Origin of the sequence: Brachybacterium sp. 107 (assembly GCF_052379725.1) — a bacterium.
Taxonomy (GTDB): domain Bacteria; phylum Actinomycetota; class Actinomycetes; order Actinomycetales; family Dermabacteraceae; genus Brachybacterium.
In genome coordinates this window covers 398,809-412,441 of record NZ_JBQSYW010000001.1, presented here as the reverse complement: position 1 = coordinate 412,441, position 13,633 = coordinate 398,809, and the positions used below count along the sequence as shown (strand labels likewise).

The window sequence follows — 13,633 nt, the reverse complement described above, 5'->3', positions numbered from 1 at the left end:
CACCTCACTTGATCCCGCTGAAACCGATGGAGTTGACGATCTTCTTCGCGAAGAGGGCGAAGAGGATCAGCATGGGGGCGGCGGCGACCAGCGTCGCGGCCATCAGGCCCGACCAGTCGGGGCCGGTTCCGGGCGCCTGCGCCCGGAAGACGCCCAGCGCGACGGTGAGCACGCGGGACTGATCGGTGTAGGACACCATCAGCGACCAGAAGTACTCGTTCCACGCGGACATGTAGGTCAGCAGGGCGAGGGTGGCCAGCGGGGCGCTGGACATCGGCAGGATGAGCGTGAAGAACACCCGCGCCTTGCTCGCCCCGTCGATGAGGGCGGCTTCCTCGACCTCGCGGGAGATGTTGTTGAAGAACTGCCGCAGGAAGAAGATCGCGAAGCTCGAGATGAACAGCGTGGGCAGCATGATGCCCAGCAGCGTGTCGACCAGGCCGAGGTTCTTGATCAGGATGAAGTTGGGCAGCAGGGTGAAGATCTGCGGGATCATCAGCGAGCCCAGGAAGATCAGGAACACCGTCTCGCGGCCGCGCCAGCGCAGCCGCGAGAACGCGTAGGCGGCCATCGCGCAGGAGAAGGTCTGCACGACGGTCACCGCGGTCGCGACGATGACGGAGTTGAGCAGGTAGCGCCAGAAGTTGATCGAGGCGCCGCTGCCGCCCTGGGAGATCGCGGTCTCGACGTCCTGCAGGCCGAAGACGCGCTCGAAGCCGCCGGAGTTCATCCCCACCGGCAGCAGGCTGCCCGGGTCGGTGGCCAGGGCGTTGTTGCTGGACAGCGCCGTGCGGAGCATCCAGTAGAAGGGGAACAGGGTGATCAGCAGGAAGATCACCATCACGGCCCAGGCCACGATCTTCCCCCAGGGGATCGGCTTTTTCGGCCGATGGATGGTGCGACCGGTGGGGTCGTGGGAATTCGTGGTGCCGGCGGTGCCGGGGCTGCCCGTGACGGGATGCGATGTGGTGGTCATGGTGTTCTCTCTCCCGTCAGTCCAGGTCCGACTGTCCGGCCTTGGTGAGCCAGTACTGCGTGAACGTGATGACCATGAGGATGATCAGCAGCGCGACGGACAGCGCCGAGGCATAGCCGAACTCGTACTGGGCGAAGGCGTTCTCGTAGATGTACATCTGCAGCACCTTCGAGGCGTCGGCCGGTCCGCCCTGGGTGGTCACGGAGATCGTGTCGAACACCTGGAACGAGCCGATGATCGTCATGATCAGCACCAGCGCCAGGATCGGGCGCAGCAGCGGCAGGGTGATGCGACGGAACTGGGCGATCTCTCCCGCCCCTTCCGTGCGAGCCGCCTCGTAGAGGTAGGTGGGGATGGACTGCAGGCCCGCGAACAGCAGCAGCGCCGTGTAGCCCATGTGGCGCCACACGTTCACCAGCGCGACGGTCGGGATCACCCAGGTCTCGCTGGACCAGAAGGAGACCGGATCGAAGCCGATCCAGGTCAAGAAGATGTTGAAGATGCCCAGCTGGGTGTCGAGGATCCACAGGAACGTGATCGCCGCGACCACGTTGGAGACCAGGTACGGGGTCAGCACGAGGGAGCGCAGGATCGTGGACTGGGTCAGGCGCTGCATCAGCACCGCGATCAGCAGGGCCACGACCGTCTGCACGCCGATGTTGATCAGCACGTACAGCACCGTGACCTTCAGGGACTTCCAGAAGATCGGATCGGCGATCAGCCTCTGATAGTTCTCCAGCCCGATCCACTGGGGCGGGGTGAGAGTCGTGTACTCCGTGAAGGAGTAGTACAGGCCGGTCAGCAGCGGCCACACGAGGAACACCAGGAGGCCGACGGTCGCTGGCGCGATGAACAGCAGTGCCAGCTTCGTGTCGTCCTTCCGTCGGCGTCTCGGGGCCGACCGCGTCGACGTCGTCGCGGTGGACATGGCTACCTTCTTTCGTCGGACGGAGCCGGATGTCCCGGCTCCGTGCGTACTGCGCGTGGAGGTCAGGAGGCCTCGGCGCGGGTGATGTCGACCAGGAGCGCCTGCTCGGGGTCGAGGAGCGGGGTGGCGAGGCCGGAGACCATGAGGGCCGCGCCGGGGAGGAGGAGACCGCCGTCGTCGGCGGACTCCTGGGCCTGCTGCATCCAGCGCGGCGGGATCAGGCTGCTGGTACGGGCACCGGTCGCCAGCGGCAGCACGCGGTAGTGGGCCTCGGGGTCGAGCCCGGGGAAGCGGAGCCGGTCATGCTGGGACCGGTCGGAGCGGCCGACGGCGACCAGGGTGAACAGGGCGCGGTCACGCTGCGGGGAGACCACGCCGTGCAGCCACAGCGGGCTGTCGCCGCGATCGGCGCGCACCAGGTCGCCGGTGAACAGCAGCTCGCGGTGGTCCTTGTGGAGCGTGATCCAGGAGCGCAGCGAGGCGGTCTCCTCCGCGTCCGCCTGCGTGAGGTCCCATTCGATGCCGAGGTGTCCGAACAGGGCGCTCGCGGCGCGGAAGTCGAGGGTGTGCAGACGTCCCGTGGTGTGGGAGCGGCCCGAGGCGATGTGGCTGCCCATGAGCTCGAGCGGGACGAGCTGCGAGGTCCAGCGGTTCATCTGCTGGCGGTCCAGGGGGTCGATGCAGTCCGAGACCCACACCCGATCGGTGCGCTCGAGCACCTCGAGGTCCACGCGGGCGCCGCCGGAGGAGCACGACTCGATCTCGAGCCCGGGGTGGGCTTCCTTCAGCTCATCCATCAGCCGGTAGGTGGCCAGGGTCTGGGCGTGGACGGCGGCGCGGCCGGTGCCGCGGGTGGCGGCCTCGAGCAGGTCACGGTTGTGGTCCCACTTGATGTCGCCGATGTCGTGCGCATCCAGCACCGCGCCCATCTGCTCGCGCACGTGGGCGAAGGCCTCGGGGATCGACAGGTTCAGCACCTGCTGGTGGCGGGACTCCAGGGGGATCCGGTCGGGGGAGGGGGCCATGATCCACTCCGGATGCGCCCGGGCCACGTCGGAGTCCTCGTTGACCATCTCGGGCTCGAACCAGAGGCCGAACTCCATACCGAGGCCGGTGACGTGGTCGACCAGCGGGCCCAGCCCACCCGGCCAGGCATCCGCCGAGACGATCCAGTCGCCGAGGCCGGAGGTGTCATCGCGGCGGGACCCGAACCAGCCGTCGTCCAGCACGAACCGCTCCACGCCGAGATCGGCGGCGCGGTCGGCGAGGTCGGTGAGCCGGGCCAGATCGTGGTCGAAGTAGACGGCCTCCCACACGTTCAGGGTGACGGGCCGGTCAGTTCCCACATGGTGCGGACGCGCCCGCAGGTGCCGGTGGAAGCGGGAGGCGACCGCGTCGAGCCCCTCGCCGTAGGAGGCGTAGAGCCACGGGCTCGCGTAGGACTCGTTAGCATCGAGCACCACCTCGCCCGGCAGCAGGAGCTCGCCGCCGCCGAGGATCCGGCTGCCGGTGTTGATCTGCTCCGCGAGATGGCGGTGGTTGCCCGAGAACGCGGTGTGCACGCCCCAGACCTCGCCGTGGCGGAAGCCGAACCCGGGCCGCCCGGCGTGCAGCACGTGGGCGGCGTCGGCCCCGGTGCGGCCCCGACGGTTCTCGCGCAGGTGGGTGCCGACGGTGAAGGCGCTGCGCTGTGGGGTGCGTTCCTTGGACCAGCGGCCGGCGAAGTCCAGCAGCTCGTCGGCGTCGCCGGGCACGGGCACGGAGACGGTGAGCTCGTCCAGCGCGTACGGGCACTGGGCGGTGTTCGTGCAGGTGGCGCGCTGGCGCAGGAGCCCCGACGGGAGCAGCTCGACCTCGAGCGCGACCTCGAGCCCGAGCTCCTCGTCGTCCAGATCGATCCGCACGAGCGCCGCCCCCGCCTCGGCGTGCGGGGCGGTCAGCGGACTGCTGTCGAGGGAGATCGCGCGCGTGACCAGGCGCGGCGCCCATCCCGAGCCGTCGGGGCGCGAACCGGTCAGTCCCGGCCGGCCGATCCAGCCGTCGGCCTGCTGGGGGATGATCGCGATCCGCAGCGGCACGTCGACGGCGTTGTGGGGGACCGGCTCGACGGCCGCCGCGCAGACGGCCTCCAGACCCTCCGGGTCGAGCGTACCCAGGGCCGCGCCCCAGTGGGCGATGGCGGGGGAGCGGCCGTCGGTCACGTCCAGCACCACGGAGACCCCGGACGCCGTCAGGTGGACCCGCTGCGTGGAGCCCGGACTGGGCGCCGTGACGGCGGTGCTGACGGAGGACCTGCGTGGGGACATCGATGACCTCTGGGACGGGAGGGGACGGGACAGGGCGGGACGAGACGAGGTGAGACGGAACGGGCGGGACAGCGGATGGTGCCGACAGGGCCGCCGATCCGGCCGGATCGCCCGGGAGGAGGCCGCAGATGCGGTACCCGTCGAGCGTTCCGTCGCCCTGCGAGCCGCCTTAACTGAAACCATGAAACTAAATACTTGGGCTGACGTCAAGGGTGTCTCGGGGTTGCAGTGCGGTCACGGGATCGGCGGCCCGTCGGGCGGCGATATCCTGTGCCCACCCGACCAGGCCAGGAGCCCCCGAATGATCTTCACCCAGTCCTCCAAGCTGCGCGACGTCTGCTACGAGATCCGCGGTCCCGTGCCCGCAGAAGCAGCTCGCATGGAGGCCGAGGGTCACAAGATCATCAAGCTGAACATCGGCAACCCCGCACCGTTCGGCTTCGAGGCGCCCGACGAGATCCTCGTGGACATGATCAAGAACCTGCCCACCGCGCAGGGCTACTCCGACTCCAAGGGCATCCCCGCGGCCCGTCGCGCCGTCGCGCAGTACTACCAGATGCGTGACATGCCCGGCATCGACCTCGACGACGTCTACCTCGGCAACGGTGTCTCCGAGCTGATCCAGATGGTGTGCCAGGGACTCGTCGACGACGGCGACGAGGTGCTCGTGCCGCAGCCGGACTACCCGCTGTGGACCGCTTCGGTGTCGCTGGCCGGCGGCCGCGCCGTGCACTATCGCTGCGATGAGGAGCAGCAGTGGTGGCCCGACGTCGAGGACATCGCCTCGAAGGTCACCGACCGCACCAAGGCCATCGTGGTCATCAACCCCAACAACCCCACCGGCGCGGTGTACCCCGAGCACGTGCTGCGCGACATCGTCGAGGTGGCTCGCACCCACGGCCTGATGATCCTGGCCGACGAGATCTACGACAAGATCCTCTACGACGACGCGGTCCACACCTCGATCGCCTCGCTCGCCCCGGACCTGCTGTCGATCACCTTCAACGGGCTCTCCAAGGCGTACCGGGTGGCCGGGTTCCGGGCCGGCTGGATGGCGCTGTACGGACCCAAGGACGACGCGACCAGTTTCATCGAGGGCCTGGACGTCCTCTCGAACATGCGCCTGTGCCCGAACGTCCCGGCCCAGCACATCGTCGCGACGGCGCTCGGCGGGCACCAGTCGATCAACCAGCTGCTGCTGCCGGGCGGGCGTCTGCGCGAGCAGCGCGATGTCGCCTACGAGGGCCTCAGCGCGATCGACGGCATCAGCGTGGTCAAGGCGCAGGGAGCGCTGTACATGTTCCCCAAGCTCGACCGCGAGATGTACGCGATCGAGGACGACGAGCAGTTCGCCTACGACCTGCTGCGCCAGCAGAAGCTGCTGGTCACCCACGGCACCGGCTTCAACCTCGACACCCCGGACCACTTCCGCCTGGTGACGCTGCCGCCCGCGGAGATGCTCGCGAACGCCGTGGACCGCATCGGCGACTACCTCGCAAGCATCCGCCGCTGATCCGCTGATCCGCTGATCCGCTGGTCCGCTGGTCCGCTGATCCGCTGGTCCGATGGTCCGCTGGTCCGCTGGTCCGCTAGGTTGCCCCTCGGACCCTTTCCGCCTCCCTCGTTCGCCGAGTCCACTGATTCGTCCCGCTGGTGGGACGTTCTCGTGGATTCGTTCGGCGCGTCGCCCCTGATCTGGCGCGCGTCGGCGTGGCGGGCGTGCTCTGCTCGCGTCTCTCCTCCCCAGTGGATCTTTTCCACTGCGAGGGCTGCAGCAGTCTCCGCGACCCATCACGTTCCTACTGTCGGGGGATGAGCAGCGGTCAGGACAGCAACGGAGCGAGCATTCCGACGGGTCGGGTGTTCACGCGCGCCGGCATGCTCAAGATGGGGGTCAGCATCCGAAGACTGTCGAGCCCCGAGTTCCTGCGCGTGCTTCCCGGGTGCTACACCGTGGCTGCTGAGCCGGCCGGAGTTCGGGAAGTGGCGCGGATCCTCCAGAGGAGAGTGGTCCCGGGCAGTCTCATCTGCCACGTCACGGCGGCCGAGCTCCTCGGCCTCCCGCTGCCGGACAAGCTCACCTGGGAGGGCGGTGCGGACATCCACTGCACGGTGCAGCCGGAGCAGAAGCGGGGCTCAGCCCGAAGGCTCAGGGTCCACGTGCGCGAGGATCCACCCTCCCTCGTCGTGGACGGAGTCAGGGTGGAGCATCCGTTCCACGTACTGCTGGACCTTGCACCGTTGCTCAGCCATGACGAGCTCGTGGCCTGCATCGACTCCCTCGGTTCACGGATTCGTGTCGCGGGAGGGCTCACGGTGGACGCGGTGCGGACAGCGTGCCGGGGACGACGTGCACGCGGTATCCGTGCCGTGAGGGCGGCCGTGCGTGACGCCAGGGATCGGGTCGACTCTCCGCGCGAGACCATGACGCGGCTGATGGTGGTCCGAGCCGGGTACCCCGAACCTGAGACGAACCGGCCCCTCCGCGACCCGGTGACCGGCAAGGAGTACTGGATCGATCTCGCGTACCCCGCGTGGAAGATCGCGATCGAGTACGACGGCAAGCGGCATTTCACGGCAGAGCAGGCTCGGAAGGATCATACGAAGGACGAGCTGCTGCACCGCGAAGGGTGGGCGGTACTGCGGATCACCGTGGAGGACCACAAGGACTCCAAGGACTTCTTCGCGCTGCTGGACGCGAGCATCCGAACAGCCGACCAGCGGATCAGGACTCATCGCGAGGCTGTCGCTCAACTGCCGCCGACGTGATCCTTGCGGAGCCGGCCACTGGTGCCCGGTGCCAGGTGACAGATCCGATGTGCGAGGTGCCGGATCGGTGCGAGGTGCCCAGTGGTCGTGAGGTCTCGTGCCATAAGGGATCGGATCCCCGGCAGGATGCCCCGATTCCCTTGATTCGCTTCAAATGCGGGACGTATCGAGGGACTCGGCAAGCGGGGCGGGGAGTGTCTGCCCATCGGCGAGTGGGTGAGGCTGTGCACCCCGTCGGCACCCCGTCGGCAACCCTCCGGCACCCCTCCGGCACCCCTCCGGCACCACCCTCGGGCACGACATCGGTACCCCTCCGACGTGCCTCCGGTCAGAGGGCGAGGGCGATCAGCAGAGCGACCACGGCGAGCAGGGGGAGTGCGCCCTGCTTCACCGCAGCTCCCCGATGTGCCGGGGAGCTGAGCAGGAGCACGGCCGCTGCGGCGAGCATGCACCCCGTGCCGGCGAGCATGAGCGTGACGCCCACAGTGGTCACGCCCGCGAGCGTGAGAACAGCGCCGAGCGCGGCGAGCACCCCGAGGAACAGGTTGTAGAACCCCTGGTTGAACGCCAGGTCGTGGGTCGTGGAGACTTCGGCAGCGCTCTGCTGCCCGAACACCTTCTGGGCCCGGGGCGTTCCCCACAGGAGCGACTCCAGGGCGAAGATGAACCCATGGAGCAGTGCCGCGGCCAGAGCCAGGATCGAACCGAGAACGAGCACAGCAGCCTCCGAATACATTGGTCAACGAACGGGACATCGAACTGCGTCTCGCGTAGTGCGTCCTACGCCTAGCGCCTAGCGCCTAGCGCCTAGCGCCTAGCGCCCAGCGCCCCGCGTCCTGCGGATCAGGCGCGGGAGTGCTCGGGCATCCCGGCGCGGGAGACGGAGACCATCTCGTCGCGCTCGACGACCTTGACGCGGGCACGGGGCTCGCCGTCGGCGTCCACCGCGGCGGCACCGAGGGTCTTCTCGTGCTCGTCCAGGGCCATCCAGCCGTCCCAGGTCGTGTACTGCACGCCCCGGTCCTCGAGCAGGCGCAGGATCGCCTCGTTGTCCCGCTCGCGCGCGGCGGACAGATGGCCGGCATCGAGGTCCTCGAGCAGGCTCGAGATGGTCTCGATCGCGTCGGACTTCGTGGCGCCGATCAGGCCCACCGGGCCGCGCTTGATCCAGCCGTTGGCGTAGACGCCCGGCACGAGCGTGCCATCGGCCTCGGTGACGCGCCCGGCGACGTTGCAGATCACGCCGCGCTTCGCGTCGTAGGGCATGCCGGGCAGCTCGGAGCCGTGGTAGCCGACGGCGCGGTAGACGGCACCGAGCTCGTAGTCGACGAACTCGCCGGTGCCTTCGAGGCGCCCCTCCTCGTCGAGGCGGGTGCGCTCGAAACGCATGCCGGTGACCTTCCCGTCCTCGCCGAGGACCTCGACGGGGCGGTGCCAGAAGTGCATGTGCAGGCGACGCTGGACGGGGCCGCCGTTCTTGTCCGTCGGCTCCTCGCCGGCCGCCTCGCGGCGCTGCTGCTCCTCGAGCCAGCCCACGAACGTCTGCGTGACCTGGTCGGTGCGCTTGTCCGCCTTGATGGCCGCCCACTGGGTCTCGGTGATCTGCTCGACGTCGCGGGGGTCCATGACCACCTGCAGACCCTTGGGGTGGGCGAGCTCGCGCGCCTCGAGCGGCGAGAACTTCGTCTGCGCGGGGCCGCGGCGGCCGAAGACGTGCACGTCGGTGGTCGCGGCGGACTGCAGGCCCTCGTACACATTGGCGGGGATCTCGGTGCGCAGCAGCTCGTCGGCGCTCTTGGAGAGCACGCGGGCCACGTCGAGGGCGACGTTGCCGTTGCCGATCACGGCGACGGACTCGGCGTCGAGCTCCCAGGTGCGGGGGTAGTCGGGGTTGCCGTCGTACCAGGCCACGAAGTCGGCGGCGCCGTGGGAGCCGTCCAGCTCGATGCCGGGGATGTCGAGATCGGCGTCCTTGAGGGCGCCGGTGGCGAAGATGACCGCGTCGTAGTGGGTGCGCAGGTCCTCCGCCGTGAGGTCGGTGCCGTACTGGACGTCGCCGAGGAACCGGATGTCGCCGCGGCCGAGGATGCGGTGCAGGGCGGTGATGATGCCCTTGATACGCGGATGGTCGGGCGCGACCCCGTACCGGATCAGGCCGAAGGGTGCCGGGAGGCGGTCGAAGAGGTCGATCGCGACCTCGAGGTCACCGTTCTTGACGCGCTCGTTGCGCAGCAGGGTCTCGGCGGCGTACACGCCGGCGGGGCCGGAGCCGATCACGGCCAGACGGAAGGGCTGCTGGGAGAAGGACATCTCACCTCGGTCTCGTGGCGCGGGGCGCCTGGTCGGTGCGTCGTCGATCGCACGTTGATTTCCGCACAACCATATACGCGAAATTCGTCCCGGCCCCGGTCCGTGTGAGCGGGCCGACGCGCTCACAGCCGTTGCCGGCCGCCCGTCATGGCGACCCGGACACCCCGGGCGCCCCGGGTGCCACCGGCACCACGCCGACGGCGACATCGAGAGTGCTGGTCGCTCCGGGCGGGCCGACGACGATGCCCTTGAGCGGCGGGACGTCCGCGTAGTCCCGCCCCCAGGCGGTGGTGACGAAGCGCTGGTCGACGAAGGTGCGGTTGGTGGGATCGATGTCCACCCAGCCGATGCCGGGCACGAGCACGCTGAGCCACGCATGGGAGGCGGCCGAGCCGATCATCTCGTCGGCCGGTTCGGTGACCAGGGTGCCCTCGGAGGACGGCGCTGTGCGCAGGTAGCCCGAGACGTACCGGGCGGCGAGGCCCGCGGCTCGCACGACGGCGACCCCCACGTGCGCGAAGTCCTGGCAGACCCCGTGCCGCGCCGCGAGGACCTCCTCGAGCGTCGAGGTCACGGTGGTCGCTCGGGAGTCATAGGTGAAGTTCGCGTGGATCCAGCCGGTGAGCTCCGCGAGGCACTCCCCGATGGGGCGCTCGGGCGTGAACACGTTCGCCGAGACCTCGTGCGCCTCGACCTGGTCGGGGATCCGTGGCGAGGGGTGCACGAAGTCGATGCTCTCGGCGGGCAGGAGCGGCCCCCAATGATCCGGTCCGCACTGCTCCCAGGGGCGGGACATCGCCTCGACGGGGTAGCGCCGCTCGGAGACGGTCACCCGGGCGTGCGAGTGCACGTCGAGCTGGGAATGCGGGCCGTCCACCAGCAGATAGGTCGAGGAGTTGCCGTAGAAGTCGGTGTGGGCGGTGAGCCGGGCCGGCACCGGGTCCACGATCACCTCGTGGGACAGCACCCGCTGGTACGGGGTGGCGCGGGGCTCGACGTGGGCGCGCCCGTAGTTCCGCGAGACCGGCTTCGCATAGTGGTAGCTGGTCAGGTGGTGCACGAGATAGTCGACCGCGTCGGCCGACGGGTCGCCCTCGCTGCGCAGCGGGATCTCGGGCGCGAGCGGGCGGGTCTGCGGGCGGGCCTGCTGGTGGTCAGACATCATCGATCCCCCATCTGGAGGTGGATTCCGAGGGCTGGAAGAAGCGGTTCTCCAGCGCCGTGGCGAGCTCGCGCAGGGACGCGATCGCGGCGTCGGCCTCCTCGAGCATCGAGGTCGGGGCGCCACCACGCGCCGCCGGAGCTGCGGCCGACGGGGCGCCGGGAGCCATTCCCGAGGCCGGCACCGGCCGCAGCAGCTCCTGCGGCTGCCAGGAGCCGATGCGTGAACGCAGGGCGGTCAGCGGCGCGCGCAGCTCGGGCGACGGCGTCACCTCCGGCAACCGGTCCAGGGTGGAGTTCAACCGGTCCAGCTGGAAGGCGATCGAGCGCGGCAGCGTGGTGTCGTGGAGCAGCAGCTCGAGCAGGAGCTCGGGCTGCACGGCAGCGTGGAACGTGCGCCGGTAGGACGCCCCGGATTCCGTGATCAGGGCGACCGCGCCGGCGATCCGGGCCTCCGCGGCGCGGGTGCGGCGATGTCCCAGGGTGGCTCGCAGCAGGGACAGCAGCCCCATGGTCCGCTCGAGCTTCCGGCCCACCTCGGTGAGATCCCAGCCGAGGTTGCGGGGCATCGAGTCGGCGACCGCCCCGGACAGGGTCAGGCAGCCGTCGACGATGTCCGTCAGACCCTGCTCGAGCGGCCGGTTGTCGCTGCTGGACAGCTGGTGGAAGCTGCCACGCATGCGGGCGATGACGGGCCAGACGTCATCCGAGATGAGATCGCGCAGGGTCCGGGTGGTGTGTGCCAGGGAAGCATAGGACTGGGCGAGGGAACCGGGCCGGCCGCCGTCCGTGAGCAGGCTGGCGAGCTCGCTGCGCACCGACTCCGGGTCCTGGGGATCGAGGTCCAGGAACCCCGGATAGGTGGTGGTGACGTCGGTGACCGCACCCAGGAGCACGGCCTGCGCGGTGCCGGCGGAGGCGCTCCGTTCCGAGCCCAGATCGTTCGAGGTGTCCAGGACGGTGCGCAGCAGCCTCGCGGTGGAATCGACCCGTTCGAGATAGCGGCCGAACCAGAACAGGTCCGATCCGATGGATCGGGTCATCGCCGGATATGCGGTGAGCACCCCGAGGTCCACCCCGAGATCCGCCCCGAGGTCTGTCCCGGAGGCGTTCGCCGAGCTCGACTCGGGTGCGGAACCGCTCGCCTGCCCGGGCACGGAGCACTCGCCGTTCGTTCTCCCGTCGGGCCCCTCGGGCAGGGCGAAGGTCTCCGGGACCGTGACCCAGACGTCCTTGAGCGCCTCGGGGGCCTCGTCGTCGGTGTGGGCGACGCCGCCGGGCAGCACCTCGTAGCCGTCCTCGGAGGTGATCACCATCAGGCGCAACCGGGCCGGACGTTCCACCAGCTCGTCACCCCCGGCAGGATCCGAGGACAGCCAGCGGGACGATTCCGACCCGGGGGAGGCGTCGGAGCTCGGGGCGGCGGGGCGCAGCTGGAGGTCCTCGTGGAGGATCTGGCGGCACAGGTCCGGGAGAGCGGCGCGCAGGGCGGGATTCTCGAGCAGCCCGGCACCGAAGGGGTTGAGCATCTCGACGTCCCCGCAGCGAGCGGCCTCGACCAGTCCGGTGACCCCGCCGTACGGGGTGGGGCCCAGATCCAGCGGATCCAGCTGGGTGGAGGGGAGCAGACGGACCAGCGCGTCGACCGTGTCGCCGGGATCGGAGTCCACGCCCGGCAGGCGCAGCGTCAACGGGCCCGACCCGGTCTGCAGATCGCCGACGGAGACCACGGGGGAGCCCAGGAGGTTGGCGAGCCAGCTCTGATCGAACGCGCGCAGAGGATCGTCCGCGTCGCCGTCGGTGAGCACGACCGTCCTCCCCGCGCGGCCGTCGGTGCGGGTGCGCCGGTGCAGCGCCGTGCGCACCGTGTCGAAGAAGGGATGCAGCCGGCGGAGCTCCGTGGTCCGGTACAGCGTCGGCGCGCACCTCGAGAGGACCCGCCGCAGCTCGAGGGTGAAACCTGCCCCGTCGGGGACGTCCACGCTGTCCTCGAGCACGACCCAGCTGCCGTCGGCCTGGCGGGCGACGGTGCTGGTCACCGCGAACAGGTGGGTGGCGCCCCGGGAGGGGATCCCGATCGCGGAGCGCAGATAGGCGGGGTCCTGGAGCAGCTCGGCGGCCGGTGCGACGTCCGTGCCGAGCACGGTGCGGGGGCCGTAGAGATCCGCGTAGAGGGCGTCGAGCAGGCGCACCCGCTGGATCAGCCCCGCGGAGAGCGTGTCCCAGTCCTCGGCGTCCAGGACCACCGGGACGGGGTCGATCACGGGGGTCGGGGCGGAGACGTCGGCGGCGAACATGCTCGCCGCCGACGTCGCAGCCAGGCGCCGGCCTCGAGGGCCGAGCGCGGCCAGCTCGTCGACCAGTGCTCCAGGTGCTGCGATGCTCACCGGACCATCGTAGGCATCCGGTGCGGGTCGATGCTGGATGCGGCGGTCAGGAACCGCTGGAGACCTGGATGCCCTCGGAGGGCTGGACTACGACGAAGCCCGGGCCGTGGAAGCCCAGCTGGAAGGACTCGCCGGAGCCGCGCCCGATCAGCGAGCCCATCTTGAAGTCGTTCTTGATCTGGGGCTGCAGGTTCGCCGACCAGCACACCGCCGCCTGCGGATCCACGAAGGTGGGCTGCTGGGAGCAGTCCAGGAGCATCGGCGGACCGTCCGAGGTGACGGCGACCATGCCCTGTCCCTGCAGGAACAGGTTGAACAGCCCCCCGGCCATGAAGCCTGCCCCGCCCAGGGACTTGATGTCCCACTGGATGGAGCTGTCGAAGGCGAGCATGTTCCTCGTGTTCAGGGTGAGGGCCTCGCCCTCGAGCTGGATCAGGAAGATCTCATCGGCCTGGCGTGCGTAGAAGATCTCGCCCTGGCCGCGGGTGCGCATCATGTTGCCGCCCTCGCCCGTGGCCATCTTCTTGAGCAGCTTCATGCCGCCGCCGGAGCCCTGGTACGAGAAGTCCATCTGCCCCTGGTAGGCGACCATCGCGCCGGCGGCCGAGATGATCTCGGGGGCGTCGGGGGTCAGCGAGCAGCGCAGCATCTTGTTGGACTGCAGCGCCCATCGGTCGGTCGTCTGTCGTTCCTGATTGCCGGCGTCGAACAAATTGGAGCGCATGGGAGCCCTTCCTCTCGGATGCCGGGCCGTGGCCGCGGTCATCGCGGTGCCCACCGCACCGCTCCGGGATCT

The 13,633-nt window shown here is 69.7% G+C and carries 10 protein-coding genes; 2 read left to right on the top strand and 8 right to left on the bottom strand.

What is annotated here, in order from left to right:
* Nucleotides 1-4 precede the first annotated feature (4 nt).
* The 3 genes from ACT3UL_RS01825 to ACT3UL_RS01815 form a co-directional block, all read right to left on the bottom strand.
* The gene (locus ACT3UL_RS01825; RefSeq protein WP_444576417.1) at nucleotides 5-976 is read right to left on the bottom strand and encodes a carbohydrate ABC transporter permease; all 972 of its coding nucleotides are present in this window, start codon (nucleotides 974-976) and stop codon (nucleotides 5-7) included.
* A 16-nt stretch (nucleotides 977-992) separates the two neighbouring features.
* On the bottom strand, nucleotides 993-1,904 hold the full coding sequence (locus ACT3UL_RS01820) for a carbohydrate ABC transporter permease (RefSeq protein WP_444576416.1): 912 nt from the start codon (nucleotides 1,902-1,904) through the stop codon (nucleotides 993-995).
* A 62-nt stretch (nucleotides 1,905-1,966) separates the two neighbouring features.
* Nucleotides 1,967-4,210: an alpha-galactosidase gene (locus tag ACT3UL_RS01815; RefSeq protein ID WP_444576415.1), complete on the bottom strand. Its 2,244-nt coding sequence runs from the start codon at nucleotides 4,208-4,210 to the stop codon at nucleotides 1,967-1,969.
* Between the two features lie 301 nt (nucleotides 4,211-4,511).
* Between ACT3UL_RS01815 and ACT3UL_RS01810 the strand changes: the two genes are divergently transcribed.
* Together ACT3UL_RS01810 and ACT3UL_RS01805 are read left to right on the top strand one after the other, a co-directional pair.
* On the top strand, nucleotides 4,512-5,723 hold the full coding sequence (locus ACT3UL_RS01810; RefSeq protein ID WP_444576414.1) for a pyridoxal phosphate-dependent aminotransferase: 1,212 nt from the start codon (nucleotides 4,512-4,514) through the stop codon (nucleotides 5,721-5,723).
* Between the two features lie 299 nt (nucleotides 5,724-6,022).
* Nucleotides 6,023-6,979 (top strand): endonuclease domain-containing protein, encoded by a 957-nt coding sequence (locus ACT3UL_RS01805; RefSeq protein ID WP_444576413.1) that lies wholly within the window; start codon nucleotides 6,023-6,025, stop codon nucleotides 6,977-6,979.
* A gap of 328 nt (nucleotides 6,980-7,307) precedes the next feature.
* Here the strand turns inward: ACT3UL_RS01805 and ACT3UL_RS01800 are convergent, their stop codons facing one another.
* The 5 genes from ACT3UL_RS01800 to ACT3UL_RS01780 all read right to left on the bottom strand — a co-directional run bounded on the left by ACT3UL_RS01800 (nucleotide 7,308) and on the right by ACT3UL_RS01780 (nucleotide 13,561).
* Nucleotides 7,308-7,697, bottom strand: coding sequence for a DUF1304 domain-containing protein (locus ACT3UL_RS01800; RefSeq protein ID WP_444576412.1), 390 nt, complete (start codon nucleotides 7,695-7,697; stop codon nucleotides 7,308-7,310).
* A gap of 125 nt (nucleotides 7,698-7,822) precedes the next feature.
* Nucleotides 7,823-9,289 carry an FAD-dependent oxidoreductase gene (locus ACT3UL_RS01795; protein WP_444576411.1) on the bottom strand — a complete coding sequence of 489 codons (1,467 nt, stop codon included), beginning with the start codon at nucleotides 9,287-9,289 and terminating at the stop codon, nucleotides 7,823-7,825.
* A 145-nt stretch (nucleotides 9,290-9,434) separates the two neighbouring features.
* The gene (locus tag ACT3UL_RS01790) at nucleotides 9,435-10,454 is read right to left on the bottom strand and encodes a transglutaminase family protein (RefSeq protein WP_444576410.1); all 1,020 of its coding nucleotides are present in this window, start codon (nucleotides 10,452-10,454) and stop codon (nucleotides 9,435-9,437) included.
* Nucleotides 10,444-12,837, bottom strand: coding sequence for a circularly permuted type 2 ATP-grasp protein (locus ACT3UL_RS01785; RefSeq protein ID WP_444576409.1), 2,394 nt, complete (start codon nucleotides 12,835-12,837; stop codon nucleotides 10,444-10,446). The genes ACT3UL_RS01790 and ACT3UL_RS01785 overlap by 11 nt, the downstream gene beginning before the upstream one ends.
* Before the next feature lie 46 nt (nucleotides 12,838-12,883).
* Nucleotides 12,884-13,561, bottom strand: coding sequence for an AIM24 family protein (locus tag ACT3UL_RS01780; protein WP_444576408.1), 678 nt, complete (start codon nucleotides 13,559-13,561; stop codon nucleotides 12,884-12,886).
* Between the last annotated feature and the right edge of the window lie 72 nt (nucleotides 13,562-13,633).

Excerpts from the sequence above, each read along its gene's own strand:
- ACT3UL_RS01805 (WP_444576413.1), top strand. The coding sequence starts at position 6,023 with ATGAGCAGCGGTCAGGACAGCAACGGAGCGAGCATTCCGACGGGTCGG.
- ACT3UL_RS01825 (WP_444576417.1), bottom strand. The coding sequence starts at position 976 with ATGACCACCACATCGCATCCCGTCACGGGCAGCCCCGGCACCGCCGGC.
- ACT3UL_RS01795 (WP_444576411.1), bottom strand. The coding sequence starts at position 9,289 with ATGTCCTTCTCCCAGCAGCCCTTCCGTCTGGCCGTGATCGGCTCCGGC.
- ACT3UL_RS01820 (WP_444576416.1), bottom strand. The coding sequence starts at position 1,904 with ATGTCCACCGCGACGACGTCGACGCGGTCGGCCCCGAGACGCCGACGG.
- ACT3UL_RS01780 (WP_444576408.1), bottom strand. The coding sequence starts at position 13,561 with ATGCGCTCCAATTTGTTCGACGCCGGCAATCAGGAACGACAGACGACC.
- ACT3UL_RS01815 (WP_444576415.1), bottom strand. The coding sequence starts at position 4,210 with ATGTCCCCACGCAGGTCCTCCGTCAGCACCGCCGTCACGGCGCCCAGT.
- ACT3UL_RS01810 (WP_444576414.1), top strand. The coding sequence starts at position 4,512 with ATGATCTTCACCCAGTCCTCCAAGCTGCGCGACGTCTGCTACGAGATC.
- ACT3UL_RS01790 (WP_444576410.1), bottom strand. The coding sequence starts at position 10,454 with ATGATGTCTGACCACCAGCAGGCCCGCCCGCAGACCCGCCCGCTCGCG.